This window comes from Saccharopolyspora sp. NPDC045941, assembly GCF_056431445.1.
Genome location: NZ_JBWKKU010000045.1, coordinates 4437 through 28989, shown reverse-complemented (window position 1 = coordinate 28989; position 24553 = coordinate 4437). Strand labels below are relative to the sequence as shown.

General features: G+C 71.1%; 25 protein-coding genes. 9 read left to right on the top strand and 16 right to left on the bottom strand.

Annotated elements, in window-relative coordinates; translation table 11 throughout:
- Window positions 1–45: 45 nt before the first annotated feature.
- The 5 genes from AC07FN_RS30525 to couN are packed head-to-tail and all read right to left on the bottom strand — an operon-like array spanning window position 46 to window position 5152.
- Window positions 46–1554: an acyl-CoA synthetase gene (locus tag AC07FN_RS30525; RefSeq protein WP_478398707.1), complete on the bottom strand. Its 1509-nt coding sequence runs from the start codon at window positions 1552–1554 to the stop codon at window positions 46–48.
- A gap of 42 nt (window positions 1555–1596) precedes the next feature.
- A complete protein-coding gene (locus AC07FN_RS30520; protein ID WP_478398706.1) occupies window positions 1597–2820 on the bottom strand; it encodes a lipase family protein in 1224 nt (407 codons plus the stop codon).
- A gap of 36 nt (window positions 2821–2856) precedes the next feature.
- Window positions 2857–3321, bottom strand: coding sequence for a p-hydroxycinnamoyl-CoA hydratase (gene couM, locus AC07FN_RS30515; protein WP_478398705.1), 465 nt, complete (start codon window positions 3319–3321; stop codon window positions 2857–2859).
- 26 nt (window positions 3322–3347) lie between these two features.
- Window positions 3348–4244: a 4-hydroxyphenyl-beta-ketoacyl-CoA hydrolase gene (gene couO / locus AC07FN_RS30510; RefSeq protein ID WP_478398704.1), complete on the bottom strand. Its 897-nt coding sequence runs from the start codon at window positions 4242–4244 to the stop codon at window positions 3348–3350.
- Window positions 4241–5152 (bottom strand): 4-hydroxyphenyl-beta-hydroxyacyl-CoA dehydrogenase, encoded by a 912-nt coding sequence (couN, locus tag AC07FN_RS30505; RefSeq protein WP_478398703.1) that lies wholly within the window; start codon window positions 5150–5152, stop codon window positions 4241–4243. The genes couO and couN overlap by 4 nt, the downstream gene beginning before the upstream one ends.
- Before the next feature lie 101 nt (window positions 5153–5253).
- On the opposite strand from couN, the gene AC07FN_RS30500 reads away from it, so the two are divergent.
- Window positions 5254–5688, top strand: a complete 435-nt coding sequence (locus AC07FN_RS30500; protein ID WP_358571602.1) for a MarR family winged helix-turn-helix transcriptional regulator — start codon at window positions 5254–5256, stop codon at window positions 5686–5688.
- 122 nt (window positions 5689–5810) lie between these two features.
- The gene (locus AC07FN_RS30495; RefSeq protein ID WP_478398702.1) at window positions 5811–6623 is read left to right on the top strand and encodes a DUF899 domain-containing protein; all 813 of its coding nucleotides are present in this window, start codon (window positions 5811–5813) and stop codon (window positions 6621–6623) included.
- Window positions 6624–6764: 141 nt separating this feature from the next.
- Here AC07FN_RS30495 and AC07FN_RS30490 read toward each other — a convergent pair whose 3' ends face one another.
- A complete protein-coding gene (locus AC07FN_RS30490) occupies window positions 6765–6998 on the bottom strand; it encodes a hypothetical protein (RefSeq protein ID WP_478398701.1) in 234 nt (77 codons plus the stop codon).
- Window positions 6999–7044: 46 nt separating this feature from the next.
- A complete protein-coding gene (locus AC07FN_RS30485) occupies window positions 7045–7536 on the bottom strand; it encodes an NADPH-dependent FMN reductase (RefSeq protein WP_478398752.1) in 492 nt (163 codons plus the stop codon).
- A 273-nt stretch (window positions 7537–7809) separates the two neighbouring features.
- Between AC07FN_RS30485 and AC07FN_RS30480 the strand changes: the two genes are divergently transcribed.
- Window positions 7810–11055 carry an AfsR/SARP family transcriptional regulator gene (locus tag AC07FN_RS30480; RefSeq protein ID WP_478398700.1) on the top strand — a complete coding sequence of 1082 codons (3246 nt, stop codon included), beginning with the start codon at window positions 7810–7812 and terminating at the stop codon, window positions 11053–11055.
- Window positions 11056–11076: 21 nt separating this feature from the next.
- Here AC07FN_RS30480 and AC07FN_RS30475 read toward each other — a convergent pair whose 3' ends face one another.
- On the bottom strand, window positions 11077–11637 hold the full coding sequence (locus AC07FN_RS30475; RefSeq protein ID WP_478398699.1) for a dihydrofolate reductase family protein: 561 nt from the start codon (window positions 11635–11637) through the stop codon (window positions 11077–11079).
- 482 nt (window positions 11638–12119) lie between these two features.
- On the opposite strand from AC07FN_RS30475, the gene AC07FN_RS30470 reads away from it, so the two are divergent.
- The gene (locus AC07FN_RS30470; RefSeq protein WP_478398698.1) at window positions 12120–12428 is read left to right on the top strand and encodes a hypothetical protein; all 309 of its coding nucleotides are present in this window, start codon (window positions 12120–12122) and stop codon (window positions 12426–12428) included.
- Window positions 12429–12470: 42 nt separating this feature from the next.
- Here the strand turns inward: AC07FN_RS30470 and AC07FN_RS30465 are convergent, their stop codons facing one another.
- Window positions 12471–12617, bottom strand: coding sequence for a hypothetical protein (locus tag AC07FN_RS30465; protein WP_478398697.1), 147 nt, complete (start codon window positions 12615–12617; stop codon window positions 12471–12473).
- Between the two features lie 178 nt (window positions 12618–12795).
- On the opposite strand from AC07FN_RS30465, the gene AC07FN_RS30460 reads away from it, so the two are divergent.
- From AC07FN_RS30460 to AC07FN_RS30450, 3 genes are all read left to right on the top strand, one after another.
- On the top strand, window positions 12796–13563 hold the full coding sequence (locus tag AC07FN_RS30460; RefSeq protein WP_478398696.1) for a VOC family protein: 768 nt from the start codon (window positions 12796–12798) through the stop codon (window positions 13561–13563).
- A gap of 197 nt (window positions 13564–13760) precedes the next feature.
- Window positions 13761–14018 carry a PLD nuclease N-terminal domain-containing protein gene (locus AC07FN_RS30455; protein ID WP_358571554.1) on the top strand — a complete coding sequence of 86 codons (258 nt, stop codon included), beginning with the start codon at window positions 13761–13763 and terminating at the stop codon, window positions 14016–14018.
- 168 nt (window positions 14019–14186) lie between these two features.
- Window positions 14187–14972: an IclR family transcriptional regulator gene (locus AC07FN_RS30450; protein WP_478398695.1), complete on the top strand. Its 786-nt coding sequence runs from the start codon at window positions 14187–14189 to the stop codon at window positions 14970–14972.
- 93 nt (window positions 14973–15065) lie between these two features.
- Here AC07FN_RS30450 and AC07FN_RS30445 read toward each other — a convergent pair whose 3' ends face one another.
- From AC07FN_RS30445 to AC07FN_RS30425, 5 genes are all read right to left on the bottom strand, one after another.
- Window positions 15066–16022, bottom strand: coding sequence for a beta/alpha barrel domain-containing protein (locus tag AC07FN_RS30445; RefSeq protein ID WP_478398694.1), 957 nt, complete (start codon window positions 16020–16022; stop codon window positions 15066–15068).
- Window positions 16019–17236 carry a CaiB/BaiF CoA transferase family protein gene (locus AC07FN_RS30440; protein WP_478398693.1) on the bottom strand — a complete coding sequence of 406 codons (1218 nt, stop codon included), beginning with the start codon at window positions 17234–17236 and terminating at the stop codon, window positions 16019–16021. Before AC07FN_RS30440 ends, AC07FN_RS30445 begins: the two co-directional genes overlap by 4 nt.
- Before the next feature lie 309 nt (window positions 17237–17545).
- Window positions 17546–18037, bottom strand: a complete 492-nt coding sequence (locus AC07FN_RS30435; protein WP_478398692.1) for a hypothetical protein — start codon at window positions 18035–18037, stop codon at window positions 17546–17548.
- A gap of 90 nt (window positions 18038–18127) precedes the next feature.
- Window positions 18128–18721, bottom strand: coding sequence for a GNAT family N-acetyltransferase (locus tag AC07FN_RS30430; protein WP_478398691.1), 594 nt, complete (start codon window positions 18719–18721; stop codon window positions 18128–18130).
- Entirely contained in the window at window positions 18718–19335 is a 618-nt protein-coding gene (locus AC07FN_RS30425; RefSeq protein ID WP_478398690.1) for a TetR/AcrR family transcriptional regulator, read from the bottom strand. The genes AC07FN_RS30430 and AC07FN_RS30425 overlap by 4 nt, the downstream gene beginning before the upstream one ends.
- Before the next feature lie 182 nt (window positions 19336–19517).
- On the opposite strand from AC07FN_RS30425, the gene AC07FN_RS30420 reads away from it, so the two are divergent.
- Both AC07FN_RS30420 and AC07FN_RS30415 read left to right on the top strand, forming a co-directional pair.
- Window positions 19518–20192, top strand: coding sequence for a TetR/AcrR family transcriptional regulator (locus AC07FN_RS30420; RefSeq protein WP_478398689.1), 675 nt, complete (start codon window positions 19518–19520; stop codon window positions 20190–20192).
- Window positions 20189–21562 (top strand): phenylacetate--CoA ligase family protein, encoded by a 1374-nt coding sequence (locus AC07FN_RS30415; RefSeq protein ID WP_478398688.1) that lies wholly within the window; start codon window positions 20189–20191, stop codon window positions 21560–21562. Before AC07FN_RS30420 ends, AC07FN_RS30415 begins: the two co-directional genes overlap by 4 nt.
- A gap of 69 nt (window positions 21563–21631) precedes the next feature.
- Here the strand turns inward: AC07FN_RS30415 and gndA are convergent, their stop codons facing one another.
- Both gndA and AC07FN_RS30405 read right to left on the bottom strand, forming a co-directional pair.
- Window positions 21632–23080, bottom strand: a complete 1449-nt coding sequence (gene gndA, locus AC07FN_RS30410; RefSeq protein WP_478398687.1) for an NADP-dependent phosphogluconate dehydrogenase — start codon at window positions 23078–23080, stop codon at window positions 21632–21634.
- Between the two features lie 103 nt (window positions 23081–23183).
- Window positions 23184–24218, bottom strand: coding sequence for an L-idonate 5-dehydrogenase (locus tag AC07FN_RS30405; RefSeq protein WP_478398686.1), 1035 nt, complete (start codon window positions 24216–24218; stop codon window positions 23184–23186).
- Window positions 24219–24553 lie beyond the last annotated feature (335 nt).

The following is a 24553-nucleotide window of genomic DNA, read 5'->3' as shown; positions in this document are numbered from 1 at the left end:
CCGGGATGGCCGCGGTCGCCCAGTTCGCGCGGAGGCTCCGGGGGTTCAGGCGAACTGGCGCCGGAGCAGGTCCTTGCGGATCTTCCCGGTGGCGTTGCGGGGAATCTCGTCGACCACGACGAGCGACCGCGGGATCTTGTACTTGGCCAGGCGGGGCGCGAGGAAATCGGCGAGCAGGGCGTGGTCGAGCTCGCTGCCGTCTTCCAGCGCGACAGCGGCGCAGCCCACCTCGCCCCACTTCTCGTGCGGCACGCCGAAGACCGCGCAGCCCATGACTCCCGGCATTTCGAGGATCGCCGCCTCGACCTCGGCCGGGTAGATGTTCTCGCCGCCGGAGATGATCAGGCCCTTGAGGCGGTCCACGACGGCGACGAACCCGTCGGCGTCCGCGACCCCGACGTCGCCGGAGCGCAGCCACCGGCCGTCGGTGAAGGTGTCGGCGGTGGCGTCCGGCCGGTTCCAGTACTCGCGCATGACGTTCGGGCCGCAGATCTGGATCTCGCCGCGCTCGCCGGGCGCCACCTCGCGGCCGTCGGCGTCGACGATCCGGACGTCGGTGAAGAAGTGCGGCACGCCCGCCGTGCCGAGCTTCCGCTCCACGTCGTCCGGGGTGAGGATCAGCGCGCCCGGGCCGGTCTCGGTCAAGCCGTAGCCCTGGCAGATCTTGATCCCGCGTTCGGTGTAGGTGCGCAGGGTGCGCGGCGGGACGGGTGCCGCGGCGACGACCACCCGCCGGATCGCGCTCAGATCGGTCGTCTCCCAGGCCGGGTGGGCGCTGAGCGCGTCGAACATGGTCGGCACGCCGAAGGTGTAGGTGATGCGCTCGCGTTCGAGCACCTGGAGGATCCGGCCCGGCTCGAAGCCCTCTTCGATGACCACATTGCCGCCCTTGAGCAGGGTCGGCAGCGCCACGAAGTCCAGGGCGGCGGTGTGGAACAGCGGCGCGCACACCAGCGCCGCTTCGTGGCTGTCCAGGTCGAGGTCGATGACGGCGTTCATCACGGAGAACACGATGTTGCCGTGGGTGAGGACCACGCCCTTCGGGCGGCCGGTGGTGCCGGAGGTGTACATGATGAAGCACGGATCGTCGTGGGAGACCGGCTCGTCGATGCGGGACGGATCGGCCGCCGCGATCAGCTCCTCGTACCCGGGAACGTCCGGGTCCGCAGCGTCGAGGACGACCCGGGTCGCGTCGCCGGCGGCCGACCGCGCGACCTCGCCGAGTTCCTGGGAGTGGACGAGCACGGCGGCGCCCGAATCCCGCATCGCGTAGTCCACTTCGGGCGCGGTCAGCCGGGCGTTGAGCGGCACGAAGATCGCGCCGATCAGGCCCGCGGCGAACAGCGTTTCGAGGTAGGCGGGGTGGTTCGTGCTCAACAGCGCGACCCGGTCGCCGCGGCCGACCCCGAGCGAGCGCAGCGCGTGCGCCAGCCGGGTGACCCGGTCGTCGAGTTCGCGGTAGGTCGTGGCGCGCCCGCGGAAGGTGATCGCGGTCTTGCCGGAGGAGAGGCGGGCGCGGCGGTGCGGCCAGGTGCCGGTGCCTTCGTTGCGCATGCGGTGGGTCTCCTTCGGGTCGTCGTCGCGGACCGGGCGCGATCAGCCCTGGGGGCAGTTGCTCGGTGCCGCCTCGCCGGCGAACCGGTCCGCGGCCCAGCCCGGGAACCTCGCGGCCGCTTCCGGGACGACGGATTCGTGGTCGAGGCCGGGGAATTCGTGGTAGTCCACAGAGGACCCCGCCTGGCACAGGGCCGCGCGCTCGCGGGCGGTCAGCTCGGCAGGCGTCGTCGTGTCCGCCGAGCCCTGGTAGACGGTGAACGGCATCGTGCCCGCGGGCCGGAAGTCGTCCACCGCGGTGAGCGCCTTCCACCAGGGGCCGTCGGGGGACATCGCGCCCGGCTGGTACGGGTCGCGCAAGGTGCTCGCGCTGTCCCAGATGTCGAAGCAGCCGTCGGCGAGCACCGGTAGCTGCTCCATGGCCTCGGCGGTGAGGAAGTCGCCGTAGCGCAGGTGCGGGTAGGCGGCCTTGATCCCGGGCAGCGTCGAGATGACGTAGCCGGCCAGTTCCGGGTGCTGCATCGAATTGCCGGTCAGCTCGCGGATCCGGACGGCGGGCGCGATGAGCGCGGCGCCCAGGCCTTCGAACTCCGGGGCGTAGGTCCGCGCGATCGATTCGACGTGCATGGTCGTCTGGCCGCCCTGCGACCAGCCGTACTCGACGAACCGGTTGGAGGCGTTGAGCTCGGGGAGGTTCCGCACGGCGCGCAGCACGTCCAGCGACGCCCGCGCGTTGACCTGGCCCGCCATGTAGTGCGAGGGGCCGGGCAGCGCCTGCCCGGGGTAGTCGCTCATCGCGACGATGTGGCCTTGGCCGAGCAGGTCCTGGATCGCGGGGACTCGGGACCGGTCGCCCTCGTCCAGACTTCGGCGGGACGGTGCGCAGTTGTCGGCCAACCCGGTCGTCTCGTGGTTCCAGAGGACCATGTCGCGCGGGGCGTTGCTCGCGCCCGTCGGCACGTAGATCTCGCCGGACACGTACTTCTTGACGCCGGGCTGGATCTCCGAGACGTAGACGACGTTCCAGCCCCGGGCCCCGCTCGGCGCGTCGGACCGCGGCTGGATCCAGTAGATGTCGCCGGGCTTCGCCGTTTCCGGGAGCTGCTCGTAGACGTCCCAGAACGTGGTTCCGTCCGGCCCGGGCCTGGCCGAAGGCGAGTTCTCCTTCGGCGCTGCGCTGCCGGCGCTGATGCACGCGGTGAAGGCCAGCGCCGCCAACGAGGTCGCGATAGCCGCCTTGGCGATGCGCCGTTGTGTGAATGGCACGGTTCTCTCCGTATTCCTCGGGGATGTGCGGGGCCGCTATTCGAAGAAGCGGTACACCGGCTCGGCCACCACGGCGGGCCGCTCGGCGCCTTCGAGTTCGATCTTGCCGTCGACGGTCAGCTGCACGCCGCCCTTCGGCAGGTCCTCGACCGTCTTCAGCGCGGCGTTCAGCCGCACCCGGCTGCCGGCGGGCACGGGGCTGGTGAACCGGACCTTGTTCAGCCCGTAGTTCACGGCCATGGTCACGCTGTCGACCGCGAGCACCTCGGCCCACATCGGGATGATCAGCGCCAGCGTCAGGTAGCCGTGCGCGATCGGCCCGCCGAACGGGCTTTCCGCCCGGGCGCGCTCGGGGTCGACGTGGATCCACTGGTGGTCGTCGGTGGCGTCGGCGAAGGTGCTGATCCGCTCCTGCGGCACCTCGATCCACGAGCTGGTTCCTAGCGGTTTGCCCGCCAAGGGCTTGAGGTCGGCGAGGGTCGCGACGCGAGTGGTGGACATGGGTCTCCTGTCGGTGTGGGGCGGCGTCAGCGCTTGATGCCCAGGACGCGCAGGGCGTTCTCCTTGAAGATCAGCGGCGCCACTTCGGGCTTGATGTCGAGGGCGGCGAAGTCCTTGCGCCAGCGGTCGACCTGGATCACCGGGAAGTCGGAGCCGAAGAGCACCTTCTCGCGCAGCACGGAGTTCGCCGCCCTGACGAGCTGGGGCGGGAAGTACTTCGGGGACCAGCCGGACAGGTCGAGGTAGACGTTGGCCTTGTGGGTGGCGATGGAGATCTGCGCGTCGACCCACGGCACCGCGGGGTGGGCCATGATGATCGTCAGGTCCGGGAAGTCGGCGGCGACGTCGTCGAGGAGCATCGGGTCGGAGCGGCGGAGCTTGATGCCGCGCCCTCCCGGCAGCCCGGCGCCGATCCCGGTCTGTCCAGTGTGGAACAGCGCGGGCACGCCGGCCGCCGCGATGGCCTCGTACAGCGGGTAGAACCGCCGGTCGTCGGGCTCGAAGCCCTGCAGGCTCGGGTGGAACTTGAAGCCCTGCACGCCGTAGTCCTCGACCAGCGCGCGGGCCCGGCCGACGGCCTCCTCGCCGCGCCACGGATCGACCGAGCCGAAGGGGATCAGCACGTCGTTGTGGGCGGCGGCCAGCTCCGCGATCTCCTCGACGGAGTTCGGCCCGTGCCCGGTGGCCGAGGTGGCGTCGACGGTGAACACGACGGCGGCCATGTTGCGCTCGCGGTAGTGGGCGGCGATGGATTCGATGCGGGGAGTGCGTTCCTCGCCGGATTTGAAGTACTTCTCGGAGGCGGCCATCAGCTCGTCGTCCAGGGATCGGTGCCCGCAGGCGTCGATCTCGACGTGGGTGTGGATGTCGATGGCCTCGACCGCGTCGAAGTCGACGCCGCACTCGTAGCGGGCCGGGCTCATTTCGCCACCAGCTCAGCCGGGAACTCCTCGCCGACTGACTCGGCCGAGCCCGCGAACGCCTCGCCCCACGACCCGGCGATGTCGTCGGCGGACCACCCGCCGTCGTGGAAGGCGGTGGCGGTCAGCTGCGGGTGCGACCACAGCGCCAGCCGGTCCCCGCCGACCGACAGCGCCTGGCCGGTGATCCCGGCGGCGGCATCGGAGGTGAGGAAGGCGATGATCCCGGCGGCGTCCTGGGGAGTGCCCATGCCGACCTCGCGGCGGATGACCGCGGGCAGCGGCTCGCCGCGCTTCATCGACTCGATGTGCGGCGCGAGGAACGGGATCGTCTCGGTCATCGCGGTCGCCGCGACCGGGCAGACGGCGTTGACGGTGATGCCGGCGCGCTGCAGTTCCAGGGCCCAGGTGCGGACCATGCCGACGATGCCGGCCTTGGCCGCCGAGTAGTTGGTCTGGCCGAAGTTGCCCCGCTGGCCGGCGGGGGAGCCGATGCAGATGATCCGGCCGCCCCCGCCCTGCTCGCGGAAGCGCAGCACGGCCTCGCGCACGCAGGTGAAGGTGCCGCGCAGGTGCACGTCGAGCACCGCGTCGAAGTCCTCGTCGGTCATCTTCCACAGCACCTTGTCGCGCAGGATGCCGGCGTTGGTGACCAGGACGTCCAGCCGGCCGAACGCCTCGACCGCGCCGGCCACCAGTTTCCGGGCCGTGTCGGCGGTGCCGACCGGGGCGACGACCGCGGTGGCCCGGCCGCCCGCCGCGACGATCTCGGCGACGGCCGCGTGCGCGGCGGCCTCGTCGACGTCGTTGATCACCACCGCGGCGCCGTTGCGGGCGAGTTCTTCGGCGTATGCGAGTCCGAGTCCCCGCCCGCTGCCGGTGACGATGGCGACCTTGCCGCTCAGATCCATCGATGCTCCTCCTGTCGGGTGGATCACAGGCAAACATCCATCATTGAAAATGTCAATGATTGAGATCTGCTACTCTTGCTGCGCTACACGGAGGAGGGCGCATGGCAGAGACCCAGCCGCGGTTGCTGGCGGACGACATCGGGTTCCTGCTTTCCCGGGCGGGGGGAATGGTGCTTGGCGCGGTGAACAAGGCGCTGGTCCCGCTCGGCCTGAAGGTGCGCTCCTACTCGGTGCTCGTGCTGGCCTGCGAACAATCGGCGGGCGTCAACCAGCGCAGCGTCGCGGCGACGATGGGGCTCGACCCCAGCCAGATCGTCGGACTGATCGACGAGCTGGAGGAGCGCGGCCTGGTCGCGCGCACGCCGGACGCGGCGGACCGCCGCAACAGGCTGATCGCCGCCACCGAGGAAGGGCACCGGGTGCGCGACGAGGCGCAGGAACTGGTGGACCAGGCGCACAGCGCGTACTTCGGAGATCTGCCCGCCGAGGTCGTCGCCCAGCTGCGGGAGACGCTCGGGCGGATCGTCTTCCCTTAGCGCGCGTCTGCGAACTCGTCACCCCGACGTGGTCCGGGTGCGATGAGTTCCTCCCGGGGCTCGGGTCTGTTCTGGTGTCTTCGGACGACGCTGCCCGGCACTAGCCACCATGGGAGGACACCATGACCACCACGCCGAGTGACCCGACCGCCGCGCTGCCCGGCCGCCCGCCCGTCGTCGACCTGGCCACCTGGCAGGCCGCCCGTGACGAGCTCCTGGTCCGCGAGAAGGCCCACACCCGCGAGGGCGACGCCCTCGCCGCGGCCCGCCGCCGGCTGCCGATGGTGGAGTTCGACGGGACGGTCGAGGTCGTCGGGCCCGACGGCCCGGTGCCGTTCCTGGACCTGTTCCAGGGCCGCGACGAGCTCGTGGTCTACAAGCACATGTGGCACGACGGCGCGCCGCACCAGGGGCAGTGCGAAGGCTGCACCACCACGGCCTGGCACATGAGGGACGCCGCTTACCTCAACGCCCGCGGCGTCTCGTTCGCCGTTCTGACCACGGGCCGGTGGGAGGAGGTGGCCCCCTACGTCGAGTTCATGGGCTACACCGAGCCCTGGTACTCGGTGCGCGGCGTGGACGAGCCGGTCGGCGGCGACATGGGTTACATCACCTGCTTCCTGCGCGACGGCGACCGCGTGTTCCTCACCTACTCCGCGACGAGCCGCGGCAACGAGCCGGTGAACGGGTCCCTCGGCCTGCTCGACATGACGCCCTACGGCCGCCGCGAGGCGTGGGAGGACAATCCGGAGGGCTGGCCCGAGGCCCCTCAGGTCGGCTCGCCGGTCGGCGGGCATGGCTCGCCGATCTGCTGGTACTGGCGCACGGACGCCGACGGGAACGCCACCTGGGGCCCGACCAGCCGCCCCGTGCCGCAGTGGACCCGCCCCGGCGCGACCCCCGTGGAGACCCTCGGCCGGCACGGCCACCACTGACGCGCCTTCGTCGACGGCGCCGGCAAAAGATGCCGGGCGGAACCTCCGGACGATGCGAACGGCCCCTTGAGCACGGCTGCGGTCCTCCCGAAGGCGCCTGTCGTCGTTGGCGATTTCGCGCGAAATCAGCGCTCCGCGTGATCACGGCGCAAGGCGCGAAACGGATGTGGGCGCCCTCCGCGGAGGGCGCCCACATCCGTTGGGGCGGCGGCGCTTCACATCGCGTCCGGTCTCGCGGCCCAGCAGCAGCGCGTCGGCGCCTAACAGCAGCTCGTGGGCGTGGTGCTCGGAATCCCAGTACGGCGGCCCCCACTGCTCCGGCGCCGAGATGGTCCCGTCGAGCGTCACGAACGTCGACTCGATCAACTTCCTCATGATGTTCTTATTCTTCCAAGGTCTGGATTCGGATGGCTGGAAAGTGCTACTGGACGAAGGGGCTCGCGGTTCGGGCGACGCGCAAGGCGTTGGCCCACCACGTGAGCTGGTCGAGCACCGCGTTGGCGGATTCCTCGAGTTCGGGATCGCGGCGCGGCCAGCTGCCGTCGGTGCCGAAGCGCTGCCAGGCGTTGCGGATGGTCATGGTGCGGCGGATCGGGACCGCGTTCAGCTCGCCGAACACCTGCCGCAGCTGCGCGGCGGCCTGGCCGCCTTCGGCGTCGCGGCAGTAGGCGACGATCGAGACCGGCTTGGCGGCCCATTCGGCGTCGAACCAGTCGATCGCGTTCTTCACGGCGGCCGGGAAGCTCCGGTTGTACTCCGGGGTGAGCACGACGAACGCGTCCGCGGCCGCCAGCCGGGCCCCCAGCTCCCGGACGCCAGCGGGAACCTCTTCGCCGGGCTCGGTCAGCTGGTCGGGGAGGGCGGCGGTCGCGAGGTCGACGCGATCCAGTTCCAGGTCCCGGCGGCGGGCGATGCGGCCGCGGTGTTCGCTTTGTTGTCACCACAGTGCGCGCGGCACCTTCCGGAACCTTCCGGATTGTTTACGGTCGCATTCCGGCCCAGGTCAGCGGCGGTGGGAGGCGGTCCGGTGTGCCGTTCTCGCGCGAAAACGCCGTCCGCCACTCCTGCCGATGACGGTTTCGCGCGAAAACGCCGCCCCGCCACCGAGCGGCGCCGCTTCGAAGCCAGGAGCGCGACCTGCCGATAGGCGGGATGAGGGCGAAAACAGCCTCTATAGGCTGCGTTCATGCGTTTCGGTGTGCTGGGCCCGTTGACGGTGTGGACCGACAGCGGCGCCGTCGTGCCCGTGCCGGGTGCGAAGGTGCGTGCCCTGCTGGCTGATCTGCTGGTCGACGCCGGTCAGCCGGTGTCCGCGGACCGGCTGGTGGACGACATCTGGGCCGAGGATCCGCCGGGCAATCCCGCGGGCACGCTGGCGGCCAAGGCCTCGCAGCTGCGGCGCGCGCTGGAGGACGCCGAGACCGGCGGCCGGGACCTGGTGGTGTCGCCGCCGCCCGGCTACCGCCTCGCCACCGCCGACGTCGACGCCCTGCGCTTCCGCGCGCTGCTGGCCGACGCCCGCGAAACCTCCGACACCGCGGCGCGGGTCCGGGTGCTCGCCGAGGCCGTGGACCTGTGGCGGGGGCCCGCCTTCGCCGACTTCCGCGACGCGGCCTTCACGCAGGGGGCCATCGCGCAATTGGAAGAACTGCGTTTGGTGGCCGTCGAAGAACTCGCCGAGGCGCGGCTGTCGTTGGGCGAACACCGCGAGGTGGCGGGAGATCTCACGACGTTCGTCGCCGCGCACCCCCTGCGTGAACGCCTGCGCGCAGCCCAGCTGCGGGCGCTCTACGGTGCCGGACGCCAGGCCGAGGCCCTCGACGGCTACGAGGATCTGCGCAGGCGGCTGGCCGACGAACTGGGCGTGGACCCGAGCCCGGAACTGGTCGAGCTGCAACGGTCGCTGCTCGCGCAGGATCCCGCCCTCGCCGCGCCGCGACCGCAGCCCGTGGTTCGGCGGCGCACCAGCAACATCCCGGCGCAGCGCACCGAGCTGATCGGCCGCGACGCCGATCTCGGCGAGCTGGGCCGCGCGGTCACCGAATCGCGGCTGGTCAGCCTCACCGGGCCGGGCGGCGTCGGCAAGACCCGGCTCGCGCTGGCCGCGGCGGCGAGCGCGGCCGACCGGTTCCCGGACGGCACGTGGCTGGTCGAGCTGGGGCCGCTGCAGCCGACCGCGACCGACGAGGCCGGCTGGCTCGCGGAAGAGGTCGCGCAGGTCATCGGCATCCGCGCCGCGGAGGACGGGCCCGCCGACGCCGTCGAAGCACTGGGCGAAGCGCTGGCCGGCAAGCACCTGCTGCTGGTGCTGGACAACTGCGAGCACGTCGTCGACCACGCCGCGGACCTGGCCGAGCACCTGCTGGGCGCGGCGCCGAACCTGCACGTCCTGGCGACCAGCCGCGAACCGCTGCGCCTGCCCGGCGAGGACATCGTGCCGCTGCGACCGCTTTCCGTGCCGTCCGCGGACACCTCGTTCAACGATCTCGCGCAGTCGCACGCGGTCCGGCTCTTCGTGAACCGCGCCCGCGCGAGCGCCCGCGACTTCGCGCTGGACGCCGGCAACGCCGATGCGGTCGCGACCCTGTGCCGGCGGCTCGATGGGATTCCGCTGGCGCTGGAACTGGCCGCGACCCGGGTTCGCGCGCTCGACGTGCACGAGATGGTCTCCCGGCTGGACGACCGGTTCCGGCTGCTCGCCACCGGTCACCGCGGCGCCCCGCCGCGGCAGCAAACGCTCACGGCGATGATCGACTGGAGCTGGGGACTGCTCGACGACGTCGAACGCGCCGTGCTCCGCCGCCTCGCGATCCACCCGGGCGGATGCACTCTCGAAGCCGCCGAAACCGTCTGCGCCGCAACGGCATCCGCTGGTGCGGACGGCCACCTCGACGCCGCGGCGGTCGCCGATGTCGTCGCGCGGCTGGTGGACCGGTCGCTGCTGCAGCAGAGCGGGCGGCGCTACCGGCTGCTGGAATCGGTGGCGGCGTTCAGCCTCGACCGCTTGGCGGAGGCCGGCGAAGACGTGGCGGCGCGGCACGCACATCATGCGTACTACCTGGCGCTGGCCGAGCGCGCCGAACCAGAGCTGCACGGCGCCGATCAGCAGCGCTGGCTGGGCCGTCTCGACGCCGAGGACGCGAATCTGCGTGCGGCGCTGGACGGTTTCGTGCGGGACGCCGACGCCGACTCAGCGCTCCGGCTGGTGCACGCGCTCGCCTGGTACTGGCTGCTGCGCGGCCGGTCCGGAATGGCGTGCCGCTGGGTCGATGCGGCGCTCGAACTGGGCGGTAGCGCGCGGCACCGGGCACCGGTGCTGGCGTGGCGCCTCACATTCGCCTTCCAGCAGGGCGATTTCAACGATGCCGCCTCGCGCCGGAACGAGGTTTCGGCGGCGCTGGCCGCGCTCGACGATCCGGCCGTGCGCGCCCGCGCCGAGGTGATCCTCATCCTGTCCGCATTGGACTCGGGCGATGAGCAGGACCTGGAGAAGACCGTGCAGCAGACCCTTTCGGCGTGCCGCGAGCTGGGCGATCGCTGGGGCGTGGCGACCATCCAGCTGGCACTGGCGAAATCGGCGCACAGCCGCGCCGATGTGGACGCGTTGGCGCGGCATGCGCAGGAAGCGGCTCGCTCGTTCGCCGAGCTGGGCGATCGCTGGGGCCGGCTGCAGGCCGCCGAATGGCTCGGTGGCCTGGCCGAGCTGACCGGGGATCTCGCCGGCGCCACCGAGATCCACCGCGAGGCGCTGGTGCTGGCGCAGGAGCTGGAGATGTGGGGCCAGGTGGCCGCCCACCTCGGCTGGCTCGGCTGGATCGCGATGCAGCACGCCGAGTTCGGCCGGGCCCGCGACTTCGCCGAGCAGGTGCTGGTGCTGTCCGCCGACCACGGCCACGACCCCGGCCGGTTGTTCGCAACGATCGTGCTCGCGTTCACCGCGCGCCGCGACGGCAGGCCCGACGACGCCGAATGGCACCTCCGCGAACTGCTCGCGCTCAACGCCGACGGCCCGGAAACGCCGCTGTTCCTGCCGATGCTCCAGGTCGAACTCGGCTATGTCCTGGAACAGCGCGGTGAAGCGGCCGCCGCGATGGCCGAACACCTGCGGGCCTTCGACGGAGCCCAGCGCATCGAGGCCCCGCGCGACGCCGCGTTCGCACTCGGCGGATCCGCCGCGGCCGCCGCGGCACTCGGTGACCCCGACACCGCCGCCCGGCTGCTCGGCGCCGCCGAGGCCCTCCGCGACGCCACCGGGATGCCGCTACTTCCCGCCGAACGACCCGACATCGACCGCGTCGCCGACATCGCGCGCGCCGCGATGGGCGACGCCGCGTTCGACGCCGCCCACGCGGAAGGTCGAGTCCTGACCGCTGATCAGGCCCGCGCGCTCATGGTCGCCGTCGGCAACGCGGACGTGCTGGATCCGGTCTGAGCCCGGCATCCGGGCCATCGCTCAGGACTTCTTCGGCGCGTACTGCAGGGCGACGATCCCGCACTCGAACGGCGTCGCGGCGACGAAGTCGAACTGCTGGTTCGAGCCGGTGGCGCCGAAGACCGGCAGGCCGGCGCCGATCGCGGTCGGGTTGACGATCAGGTGCAGCTCGTCGAGCAGGCCCTCGGCGATCAGGCTCGCGACGAGCGTGCCACCGCCGTAGGCGATGATGTCGCCGCCCGGCTGCGCCTTGAGCTCGCGGATCGTCTCGACGAGATCGCTCGCGACGACGGTGTTCTCCCACGGCGATTCGGTCAGGGTGGTGGAGATGACGACCTTCGGCGTGTTGTTGATCCGGTCGATGCCCTCCTGCGGCTCGTCCGCCGGCTGCGAGGCCCAGTGCGGGATGAAGCCCTCGGCGAGCTTGCGGCCCAGCACGATCGTGCCGATCGGCTCGTTGAGCGCCTCGACGTAGGAGGCGAGGTCCTCGCTCCACGGCAGCGTCATCCAGTCCATCTCGCCGCTCGGGCCCGACATGTAGCCGTCGATGGTGGTCTGGACCTGGAGCTTGAACTTGCGCATCGCTTGCGTTCCCTTCGGGTGGGCCGTCCGGCCGTCGTCGTGTGCTGAAAGCTTCGCGGAGACGGCTTACGGGATGTTTACGGTTTTGCTCCGGCGCCCCGGAACCGGACGAATCCCGAGGCCGGTGCCGAGGGCTAGGAAGCGGCGGCCGCCTTCTGGTCCACGGCAGTGCCGTTCCGCGACGGCGGTTTCGCGGAGGTGGGAAGGCCGCCTGGCCGCCTCAACCGAGAGAGTTGCCTCTCCCGGTTGACGGGAAGTGGAGAAGCGGGTTCGGGCGGTTTGCTTTCCGCATAGGCTGCGCAGCGGCCGAAATGGGTGCCGCATCGGGTTTCATGGGAGGTGTCATGGAAGACGGCAGCGCCGACCGGATCGCTCAAGTCGAGGAGGTGACGGCGGAACTGCGGGCCTGGGCTGACGGGCGGATCGATGTCCAGGCGGTCGCCCTAGTGGGTTCGTATGCGCGATAACCCGGTGCTGCGACTGTGGAGTCGGACGTCGACATCGTCGTGGTGACATCGAGGGTCTCGGACTATCTCGAGAGCACTGACGGTTTCCCGACAACGCTGGAACTGCCGCCGCTGCGCGCGAAGCAGTGGGGAGTGGTGCACGAACGGCGACTCCGCCATCGCGAAACGGGTCTGGCGGTGGAGCTGAACTTCGCGGCACCGGAATGGGCTGCCACGACACCCGAGGTGGACAGCGGAACGAAGAAGGTGGTCCTGGACGGAATCCGAGTCCTCCGAGACCCGCACGGCCTGCTGGCACGCCTGATCGACGCCTGCCGGGGGTAAGACGCCGAGCCGGGAGTTCTGGCGCCGAGACCGGCGCGCGCATCAGGCGGCGAGCTGGAAGACGTACAGACCGACCGGGCTCGTGACAGCGATGCGCGGTGCGTCCGGGAACCACGCGATCTCGTTCAACGTGGAATCGGTGCGCAAGGCCGTGATGCACCTGGCCGCCGCGGCGCTCCACAGCCGCACGGTTCGATCCGCGGCACCGATGGTCGCAATGCAGTCCCCGTCTGGCCCGATCGCGACGTCCCCGCCCCGTTTCGGTTCGTCCGCAAGGTGTTTCGACGGGAAGTCGAAGGCGATCGAAGTGCGGCTGTCGGACCCCGTCGTTACCGTCGCTCCACACGAACACGACAGGGGAGCAGTGATGAGCGAGCTGACCACCGCCCAGCCGGCGGGCACGCCGACCTGGATCGACCTCGGCATCCCGGACCTCGATCGGGCGATGGCGTTCTACGGGGCGCTGTTCGGCTGGGATTTCGAGGTGGGCCCGGAGGAGACCGGCAGGTACACGATGTGCCTGCTGCGCGGCAAGCCCGTCGCGGCGCTCATGCCGAACCCGGATCCCGACGCCGCGGAGTTCTGGTGGAACCTGTACTTCGCGGCCGATGACTGCGACGCCACTGCCGCCAAGGCGGTCGACGCGGGCGGCTCGGTCCTGGCGGGCCCGATGGACGTGATGGACAAGGGCCGGATGGCGATCATCAGGGACACCACCGGCGCGCAGTTCGGGGTGTGGCAGGCCGGCGCGCACCTCGGGTGCGAGATCGTCAACGAGCCGAACTCCTTGCTGCGCAACGACCTCGTCACCCCGCAGCCGGGGCCCGCGCGCGACTTCTACGCCGCGACCTTCGACTACGTGCTGGACGGCAACCCGGACATGCCGGGCGCGGACTTCACGTTCCTGCGCAGGCCGGACGGCCACGAGATCGGCGGCATCTTCGGCGACCCGAACGCCGGGAAGTCCCGCTGGGCGACCCTGTTCCAGGTGGCGGACGCCGACGCGGCGGCGCGACGGGCCGTCGAGGCAGGCGGCACCGCAGGCGAGCCCTTCGACATGATCTACGGCCGGCTGGCCAGGATCACGGATCCGTTCGGCGCGGAGTTCGAGGTGGGCTCGCCGAAGGCGAGCTGAACCTGCGGCGGAAGCGGTTCCTACGACTGGGGATTGACGCGGACTACGACCTGCGGACTACCGGAAGACCAGTGCCGGGGATGACGCGGTATTACGCGCCTGCCGAATACGTTCGTCCGTGTTGACCGGTCGCGAGCAGTGCAGGGTCGCGACCTGAGAAGACACGCGCTACGGGCGCGGACAGGAGAAGTCACGTCATGCTCTCAGTCGTTCAGCAGGCCGCCCTCGCCGCCGACAGCGGCCTGTACTCGGTCGGGTTGATCGTCGCCACGCTCGCGGTGCTCGGGTACGTCGTCCTGGTCGTCGGGGCGGTGATCAGCATTCTCGCGTCGCACCAGGGCATCGGGATGAAGCTGGTCTGGATCGTGCTCGTGTTCATGGCGCCGTTCCTGGGCAGCCTCCTCTGGTTCTTCATCGGCCGCCGGTCCACGCGCTACCCGTACCGGACCGCCTGATCCTGCGGCGCGCCCGCTCCGGCGCCGCGACGGCGACCCGTCGCGGGCGGCCGGGGCGGGCCGCGAGAATGCTTGAGCGGCAAGGAGTTCTCGTCATCGGCCGGTTCAGCCGGGCGTGCCGACGGTGCGGGTGCCGGTGGCGCTCGTGGTTTGCCGTAAGTTCTGGGCATGGCAACCGGTGGAGATTCCGCAGGTGGAGCGCAGCGTCCGCTGCTCGTGCTCGGCAAGATCGCGGAGATCCTGAACGCGTTCACGCTGCGGCAGCCGTCGCTGACGTTGCGGGAGATCCAGCAGGCGACCGGGCTTCCGCAGTCCACCGTGCAGCGGCTCGTGACGAACCTGGTCGCGCACGGGTTCCTGGACCGCGCCGAGGACCGGTTCCGGCTCGGCGTGCAGATGGCCTACTGGGGCGCTGCCGCGGGCAAGGACCTCGACGTGCTGGGCGTGGTCAACCCCGTGCTGAAGGACCTGCGCGACGCGACCGGCGAGACGGCGTGCTTCTTCCGCGTCGAAGGCGAGCAACGGGTGTGCGTGGCCGTCGCCGAGACCCACCACGCGCTGCGCAGGACGATGTCGGTGGGCGACATCGCGCCGATCACGGTCGGTTCCTCCGGCCGGGTGCTGCTCGCCTGGAACCCGGGCCTGGCCGAGCGCGTGCTCGACGCCGAGCTGCCCAGGCTGACCGAGAGCACGGTGACCGATCGGGACGAGCTGCACCGGCTGATCAGGCAGACGGCGGCCGAGGGGTACGCGATCACGGTGGGCGAGCGCGTCGACGGGGCCTCAGGTCTGGCGGCGCCGGTGTTCGATTCGGCCGCCGACCTCATCGGCGCGGTGATGGTGCACGGGCCGACGCTGCGGATGCCCTACGAGAAGTGCGTGGAGTGGGTCGACGTCCTGGTGGAGCACGCGGAGCGGATCACCCGCGCGCTCGGCGGCCGGTATCCGAGCTGAGCGGGTGGCGCCGCTCGCGTGAGAGAGCAGCGTTGCGCCCGGCTCCTGCTTGCAGGGGCCGAGAGCGTTCGAGATCGGGCGGCTGCGGAGTCGTCAGGAGGAACGCTGGGCGGGGTTCTCCTGGCCGTGCGCGAGCGCCCAGGGGAAGGCGGTGGCGCTGGAACGAGCGCCTTGGGCGGCGCGGGACCGGTTGGGTTCGCCGAGTTCGTCGAGGAGCTCGCCGGAGAGCTCGACGATCCGGGCGAAGGTGCTGGGCGTCAGCCAGTCCGGGCGGAGCGCGAAGAGCAGGTCCTCGGTGCTGGTGTTGCCGCCGGCCCCAGGGGCGAACGGGCAGCCGCCGAGGCCGCCGAGCGCGCCGTCGACCTCGGCGGCTCCGGCGGCGATGGCGGCCAGCGAGTTGGCCACGCCGAGCCCCCAGGTGTCGTGCCCGTGGTACACGATCCGGCGCGGTGGGGCGTGCCCGGCGATCTTGGCGATCAGGCTGGCGACCTGGCCGGGGACGGCCTGGCCGAGGGTGTCGCAGACGACGATGTCGGCGGCTCCTGCCGTGCGCGGGTCGGTGGCGATGTCGAGGACCCGCCGCTCGGGCACGAGCCCGTCGAAGGGGCAGGTGAACGCGGTGGCGATGCACAGCTGGATGCGCCCGCCGACGCCCCGTGCGTGGTCGACCGCCTGGGGCATGGCGGCGAGGCTGTCCTCGGTGGCGCGTCCGGTGTTGGCCCGGTTGTGGCTGTCGGAGGCCGACAGGCAGTACTGGAAGTTGACGGCCCCGGCCTCGGCGGCGCGTTGCACGTGGCGCGGGGTGGCCACCCAGACCCAGCAGCGGGCGAGCTCGTCGGGGCTGAGCCGCTCGACGACTTCGAGGGTGTTCGCCATGGCGGGCACCAGGTCGGCGCGGGCGAGCGAGCCGACCTCGACGGCGGGCACGCCGAGGCGCAGCAGTTCCCGGACCACGGCCACCTTGCGTTCGGTCGGCAATCGCTTGCCGGTCAGCTGCAGGCCATCGCGCAACGTCACGTCGCGGAGCGCGGCCCGGGGTTCGCCGGTCACTTCGGCTCCTCGTCGGTGTGCCGGTCCAGCAGCGCGCCGAGCACCTCGTCGGTGTGCGCGCCGAGTTCCGGTCCGGGCGAGCGAACCGGGAGCGACGTCGCGCCGATGACCGGGACGACGCCGGGGAATCCGACCTCGACGGGCTCGCCCGCGCCGGTGTCGACCGCGAGTTCCTGGATCATCCCGCGTGCGCGGTACTGCTCGTCGGCGCAGATGTCGGCGGCCGTGTAGATCGGCCCGGCCGGGACCCCGGCGGCGTCCAGCGCGGCCAGGACTTCCGCGCGGGTGTGCGCGCCCGTCCACTCCTCGATGGCGGCGTCGAGCTCGTCCCGCCTGGCCCAGCGTCCCGCGTTGGTCTGCAGTTCCGGGTCGTCGGCGAGGTCGGGGCGGCCGATCGCCTGCATGTAGCGGCGGAAGATCGAGTCTCCGTTGCCCGCGATGACCACGCTGCTGCCGTCGCGGCAGGCGTAGGCGTTGGTCGGTGCGATGCCCTCCATCCGGCCTCCGACGCGGCGGCGCTGGACGCCGTGCGCGAGGTAGTCGGGCACCAGGGATTCCATCACCGAGAAGACCGCTTCGTGCAGCGCGACGTCGACGACGCGATCGGCGAGCGGTGGCCGCTCGGCGTCGCGCGCCGTCGAGCGTTGCAGGAGCGAGGCGACGATGCCGAAGGCCGCGTGCAGCCCGGCGATCGAGTCCCCGATGGACACCCCCACGCGGGACGGCGGCCGATCGGCTTCGCCGACCAGGTCGCGCAGCCCGCCCATCGCCTCCGCCACGGCGGCGAAGCCGGGCCGGTCGGCCAGCGGCCCGGTCTGGCCGAAACCCGAGATGCGGGCCAGGACCACGTCCGGGTTGGCGGCTTCCAGCACGTCCGGCCCCAGGCCCCACTTCTCCAGCGTGCCTGGCCGGAAGTTCTCGATGACGACGTCGCAGTGCCGCACCAGCTCCAGCACCGAGTCGCGGCCCCGCTGGGTCTTCAGGTCCAGCACGACCGACTTCTTGCCGCGGTTGATGGTGTGGAAGAGCATCGACGTCGATCCGGCGTGGAGCCGCCAGCCCCGCAGCTCGTCGCCGGTGCCGGGCCGCTCCACCTTGATGACCTCGGCGCCGAAGTCGGCGAGCATCCGCCCGGCGGTGGGTGCGGCGATGTAGTTGCCGAGTTCGAGGACGCGCACGCCCGCCAGCGGGAACCGGCTGCTGTCGTTGTGCATTTCTCCCTTTCCGCGAACGGGCTTCCGATCGCCGGACGAGGCTGAGCGCGCGGACCGGCTCGCCACCACGTCATCCGCATTATGGACATAAACCCACGATGCGAGTCAACTGTCGGACCGGGGTCGGCTCGCGTTCCGCGCCGCAGTGCTGCGATCGCCGGGGTCGCATGCGAGTTCACCGGGCCGAAACTCCGGGAGGCTGCGCAACGCGCTCGCGGCGGCCGGCGTCGCGAGCGCGTTGCGCAGATCAGGGTGCCGTCTCGGCGGCTGGCAATCAGGCGTTTCCGTTGCGTCGCTCGGGGAAGCGGGTCACTGGTGCCGGACGTCGGCGCTCAGGTAGGACACGGCGTCCTGCAGCCGGTCCAGGGCTTCCTTGCGGGTGCTCTCCATCCATTCGGGGTCGTTGTCGTCGCTGCGCCACACGCCCCACAGGCTGATCAGGTACAGCATCGCGACCGCGGCGTGGTTGGAGGCGTTGAGGATCTGCGCGCCGGCGTCATCGGGATTGGTGTGCTCGGCGATGGTGACGAGCTGGTGCTGGAGCAGCAGGACGCGCCGGTGCAGCAGTTCCAGGGACTCGCCGGGATCCCCGTCGGTCGCCAGGATCCAGCCCTGGACGACATCCTCGGTCTGGTCCCCGATCTGCTCGGCGACGAGGCGTTCGACGTGGGTCAGCAGCGCGCCGAGCAGGAACGGCATGTCGCCCTGGCCGGTGCCCTCGTCGGGGGTCTGGATCTCGGCGCCGAGGTTGCCCATGGCCCGGACGACGGAGTGCGGAGTGGGTGGTTCGATCTGCGTCATGATCGTGATCATGTAAAGCGCGTTCACCCGTTCGGCGTTTTATGCATGATTCCGCATGAATCGTCGCCCGAATCCGGGCCGCGCTCGGCGCTATGCCTGGGTGAGGCGCATCGAGACGTACGCGTTGATCCCGGTCCGCTTGGTGTGCCGCACCTTCTCGCGCTTGAACTCGCGGAAGCCGAGCTTCTCGTAGAGGCCGAGCGCGGGCGCGTTGGTGTCGGCGATGTCTTCGAGCACGTACGTCTTGAACTGCGGAAAGGCGAGCATGTGCCGCAGCAGGGCGGTCGCCACTCCGCGCCCCCGGAAGGCTGCGGCCGTCGCCACGAACTCGATCGACGCCGTTCCCGGCTCGGCCTGCGCCCACGACTGCTTGAACTCCCGCCGGAAGCCGATATCGGCGATCGTTCCCTTGATCAGTCCCAGGTGCTTGCGCAGCACGCGCACGTCGTGCCTGGTCGAGACCTCGACGCCGTCGGTGCAGGCGGCGATCGCGGCCGGGCGGCCGTCGACGAGCGCGACGTGGAACAGGTCGAGCACGAGCATGTGCTCGAAGGTCTCGACGAGCTTGCGGCGATCCTTCGAGAAGTACTCCAGGTGCTCGCCGAACCCGTCGACGTAGACCTCGGCGATCGCCGTCCGGTACTCCTCGCCCAGCTCGCTCCCGCGCCTGACTTCTACCGTCACCGGTCCTCCTTGATCAACAGTGCCGTCACGGCGGACGGGTCCGGGGGAGTGAAGTCCGCGCCCAGCACGAACTTCATCGACGCGAGCCCGTCGAGCATGGCGAAGAAGCACGTCGTCAGGTCGCCGGCGGCGCCGCCGGCGAACTCGCCGCGGCGCTGACCCAGCTCGATCAGCTCGGTCGTGCGCGCGGCGAGCGCCCGGTGCTGCTCCGCCAGCCGCTCCGCGTGCGGCAGCCGGTCGGGCATCACCAGCGCCTGGCTCATGATCAGGGAGAACTCGGCGAAACCGTTGTCGGCCGCGAGATCCGCGGCGAACTCGCGCACGAACTCCCGGATCGGCTCCGCCGGCGGCGCTTCCTGCTCGATGGCCTGCTCGAATGCCGCCGTCACCCTGGCCAGGCCGTCCGCGGCCTGGGAGACCAGGTCGTCGAACAGCGCTTCCTTCGTCGCGTAGTGCCGGTACATCAGGCCCGTGCTGATCTCGGCCGCCTGCGCGATGTCCCGCACGGACGTGGCGGCGAAGCCCTTCCGCGCGAACAGGCCGATCGCGGCGGCCTGGATCTTCTCGTGCGTGCCGGAGCGCATCGCGGCGTACTGCTCGGCCGTCCTCGGCATTCCCGCCTCCACCGCCGTCTTTTGAATGAACTAATGTTCACTCTACTGAGGCCGATCGCCCGCGTGCAACCCGTCCATGGGTCGCGGCTGATCCGTCGGCCCTGGAACGCATTTCGTCGCTTCCGCGCCGGCGGACCGGCGGCGGTAAACAAAATTTTCCAGTTGATGGAAAATTCCATCGGATGTACCTTGGCGTCGTGGAGGAGTCGCGGCGCGAGCGGAAGAAGCAGCTGACCAGACGCCGGATCGTCATGGCGGCGGTCAGGTTGTTCGAGGAGCAGGGGTACGAGCAGACCACGGTGGCGGAGATCGCCGCCGTGGCGGATGTCGATCCCAAGACGTTCTTCAACTACTTCCGCAGCAAGGACGAGGTGCTGTTCAACGACGTCGAACGCGACTTCGACGTGCTGCTCGGGGCGATCGCGCAACGCCGGCCGGAGGAGGGCCCGGGCGAGGTGCTCGCGCGGGCGGTCCAGGCCTACGCCGCTCATCGCCGGCCCAAGGTTCCCCGCCGGGAGCCCGCGGAGCTGTCGGCGGCGGCCCGGCTGGCGCTGACCACGCCGGCGCTCCAGGCCAAGGGGCTGTACCTGCTGTCGGACCTGCAGCGGCGGATCGCCGGTGAACTGGTGGCGGCGTTCCCCGGCCGGCTCGACCAGATCACGGCGGCGGCGATGACCGGCGCCGTGATCGGCGCCATCCAGCAGGCGGGCCTCGCGAGCGTCCAATTGGGACGGTCGCAGGACGAGCTGTGGGACGCGGCCCGGCGAGGTCTCGACGTCGCCCTGCACGGCCTGGTTTCGGTGCGGCCGACCGACGAAAACCCGGATCCGTCCGGAGAGAGGACCAGCTCATCATGACTGAAAGCGTCCGGCGCCTCGCCCGCGAGGCACGGCGGGACATGCGGCAGGGTCCCGCCGCCATCGCGCGGCGGCAACGCGCCCGCCTGGCCGAGATCGTGGCTTACGCCCGCGCGAACTCGCCGTACTACCGCGAGCTGTACCGCGACCTGCCCGCCGCGGTCGACGACCCGGCACTGCTCCCGGTCACCGACAAGAAGACGCTGATGGGCCACTTCGACGACTGGGTCACCGACCGCCAGGTGACCCGCGAGCGGGTCGATGCGTTCGTCGCCGATCCGGACCTCGTCGGGGCGCGGTTCCAGGGCCGGTACCTGGTGGCCACCACCTCCGGAACCAGCGGTCTGCGCGGGCTGTTCGTGCTGGACGAGCGGAACCTCGCCGTGCCGACCGCCCTCTCGTCACGCACCCGCGGCCTGCTGGGATTCCGCGACGCCGTCCGCGCGCTCGCCCGCGGCGGCCGCACCGCCGTCATCGCCGCACCCAGCGGCCACTTCTACACCGTCGCCTCGGCGGAGCGGTTCCGCCGCGACCACCCGCGGCTCGGCCGGATCATGCGGTCCTTCCCGATCGACCAGCCGCTGCCGACCCTGGTCGACGAGCTCAACCGGTACAACCCCGCCAACGTCGCCGGTTTCCTGAGCACGCTCGCGCAGCTGGCCGAGGAGCAAGAGGCCGGCCGCCTGCGCCTCCGCCCGTCGGTCGTCATGCCGGGTGGTGAGACGCTGACGGCCGACGTCCGGGACCGGATCGCGGCCGCGTTCCACGCCAAGGTCCGCGCCGCCTACGCCGCGACCGAATGCAACTTCCTGAGCGTCGGCTGCGCGCACGGCTGGTACCACGTCAACAGCGACTGGGTCGTGGTCGAGCCGGTCGACGCCGACCACCGGGCGGTCCCGGCGGGGCAGCCGTCGCACACGGTCCTGATCAGCAACCTCGCCAACCGGGTCCAGCCGTTCCTGCGCTACGACCTCGGCGACAGCGTCCTGCTCCGCCCCGACCCCTGCCCCTGCGGCAACCCGCTGCCGGCCATCCGGGTAGCGGGTCGCGCCGCCGACGTGCTCAGCTTCCCCGCCGACGGCGGCGGGCACGTCAGCATCTCGCCGATGCTCGTCGGCACCGTGCTGGACCGCGCTCCCGGCATCGACGGGTTCCAGATCCTCCAGACGACGCCCACCACGCTGCGCGTACGACTGCAACCCACGAACGGCGCCGACGCCGACCGCGTGTGGCAGGCGGTGCGCGATGAGATCAGCCACCTGCTTGCCGAGCACGAAGCCGACCACGTGACGCTCGAACGCGCGGAGGAGCCGCCGCAGCGGTCATCCGGTGGCAAGTTCCGCCGGATCATCCCGCTCGCCACGCCATGAGGATTCGCCGCACCCGGCGGTAAAGCGCTTGGGGTGACCGGCGTTCCCGCGTGCCTGCCACGCGGCTTGCTAGTGGCCGGGGACTTCGACTTCGGTGCGGTCGCCGGACCAGAGGGTGTGGAAGGTGCCGGGCTTGTCGACGCGCTTGTAGGTGTGCGCGCCGAAGAAGTCGCGCTGGCCCTGCACCAGCGCGGCGGGGAGCCGCTTCACCGCCAGCGAGTCGTAGTAGCTGAGCGCGGAGCTGAAGCCCGGGACCGGCACCCCGGAGAGGGCGGCCGTCGCGACGACGCGGCGCCAGGCCGCCTCGCCGTCGGCGACGGCCTGCGCGAAGTAGGGCGCTTCGAGCAGGGTGGCGATGTCCGGGTTCTCGTCGTAGGCCTCGGCGATGCGGTTGAGGAACTGGGCGCGGATGATGCAGCCGCCGCGCCAGATCTTGGCGATCCGGTCCTTGTGGATGTCCCAGCCGTACTTCTCGGCCCCGGCGATGATGGCGTCGAAGCCTTGCGCGTACGCGACGACCTTGGAGGCGTAGAGCGCCTTGGCGACGTCGTCGGCGAAGGAGCCGTCGGCCTCCTGCACCGCCGGCCGCGAGTTCACGATCCGCTGCACCGCCGCGCGCTGCGCCGGCTTCGAGGAGACGGCGCGGGCGAACACGGCCTCGCCGATGCCGCCCGCCGGGACGCCGAGGTCGAGCGCGTTCTGCACCGTCCACACGCCGGTGCCCTTCGAACCGGCCTGGTCGAGCACGATGTCGACGAAGGGTTGGCCGGTGGCCGGGTCGACCTGGCGCAGGACCTCGGCGGTGATCTCGATCAGGTAGGACTCCAGCGGGCCCTCGTTCCACCTCGCGAAGACATCGGCGATGGCCGCGGGCTGGAGGCCGCCGACGGTGCGCAGCAGGTCGTACGCCTCGGCGATCAGCTGCATGTCGGCGTACTCGATGCCGTTGTGGATCATCTTCACGAAGTGCCCCGCGCCGTCGGTGCCGACGTGGGTGACGCACGGTTCGCCCTCGGCGACGGCGGCGATCGAGGCGAGGATCGGCCCGAGGGTCTCGTAGGACTCCGCCGAGCCGCCCGGCATGATCGACGGGCCGTGGAGCGCGCCCTCCTCGCCACCGGAGATGCCGGCGCCGACGAAGTGGATGCCGGTGGGGGCGATCCGCTGTTCCCGGGAGATGGTGTCGTGGAAGTTCGCGTTGCCGCCGTCGACGACGATGTCGCCGGGTTCGAAGCGCTCGACGAGCTGGTCGATCACCGCGTCCGTGCCCGCCCCGGCCTGCACCATGATGATCGCGGTGCGCGGCTTCGCCAGCGACGCGACGAAGTCGTCGATCGTCTCGCTCGCCACGAAACCGGCCTCGGGGTGCTCGGCGAGGAGCTCCTCGGTGCGCGCGTACGTGCGGTTGTAGACGGCGACGGTGTTGCCTTCGCGCGAGGCGAGGTTGCGGGCCAGGTTCGAACCCATCACCGCCAGGCCGACGACGCCGATGTTCGCGGTTGCTGTCCTGGTGTCCATGTGGACCTCTCTGGTTCGGGTGGTGCGTGCAGCTGTCGGGTCGTGGGGTCCGCGGTGTACCGCCTGCCATCTTCTCGGCTGCGGTGACCGGACGCAGGGCGGTTCAGAAGGCGAGCAGCACCTTCCCGGACACCGAAGCGTCGGCGGCGACTCCGAGCGCTTCGAGTGCTTCGGCGACGGGGTAGGTGTGGGTGATGACCGGTTCGACCGCCAGCGAGCCGTCGGCGATCGCGGCGATCACCTCGTCGATCTCGTCGTTGAACCGGAGCGAGCCGATCAGGCGGAGCTCCCGGATGATCGCGAGCGAGACGGGCACGGGCTGGTCGCCGCTCGGCAGCAGGCCGACCATGACCACCGTGCCGCCGCGGGTGGCGCCGGCGACGGCGGACGCGAGGCCGCGGTGGTTGCCGGAGGCTTCGAACACCACATCGGCATCGGCCGCGGCGATGGCGGCGGTCTCGGTGGCCCGCAGGGTCCGCGTCGCCCCGAGCGCGGCGGCGATGCCGAGGGGCTTGTCGTGCAGGTCGACCGCCACGATCTCGGCGGCGCCGGCGCGCTTGGCCACGGCGACGACGAGGGCGCCGATGGGGCCGCTTCCGACGACGAGCACCCGCTTGCCGCCGAGGTCACCGGCCTGCGAGGCGGCGTGCCAGGCGACGCTGGCCGGTTCGACCAGTGCCGCGACGCAGAGGTCGAGCCCGGCCGGCAGCTCGCGGAGCATCGCCGTGGGAAGCACGACCTCGCCGGCGAAGGCGCCGTCGGTGTGGGGGAATCGCGCGGCCGAGCCGAGGTAGCGCACGCCGGGGGAGAGGTTCGGGCTGTTCGCGGGGAACCGGACGTCGGTGTGCTCATAGGTCGCCGGATGGACGGTGACCGGCGTACCGGCGGCCGGTCCCGTGCCGTCGTCGGCGGCCCGCACGACGGTCCCGGCCACCTCGTGCCCGAGGATCATCGGGGCGCGCAGGACCGACTCCCCGACGGCACCGTGCCGCCAGTAGTGCAGGTCGGACCCGCAGATCCCGCCGTAGGCGATCGCGACGACGGCCTCCCCGGGCCCAGGCGTCGGGACGGCGATCTGCTCGACCCGCACGTCGTCGGCACCGTGCGCGACGACAGCGGTCGTGGTGCTGCTTGCCATGAACACTCCCGTTCTCAGCGGACGACCGTCATGCCGCCGACCAAGATGACCCGACCGCCGACTGGCTGTCGAGCGACCGGCCGACAGCCGGACGGAGAAGAGCGTTCACGACGGCGTCCACCGCGGTCGCCGCGTCGATCAGCAGGTTCAGGCGCACGATCCCGGCAACGCCGACACCGACGACGTTGTTCCCGAACAGGAGCTCCCCGCCAGACGTGCCGGGTGGTCCGCAATTTCCATTGAAATCGAAGGTTCGATTTCAATGGAAATTGCGGACCACCCAAACCAAGGAAAAAAGCATAGCCCACAAGGGAACCTCGTCTCGGTCTAGGTGC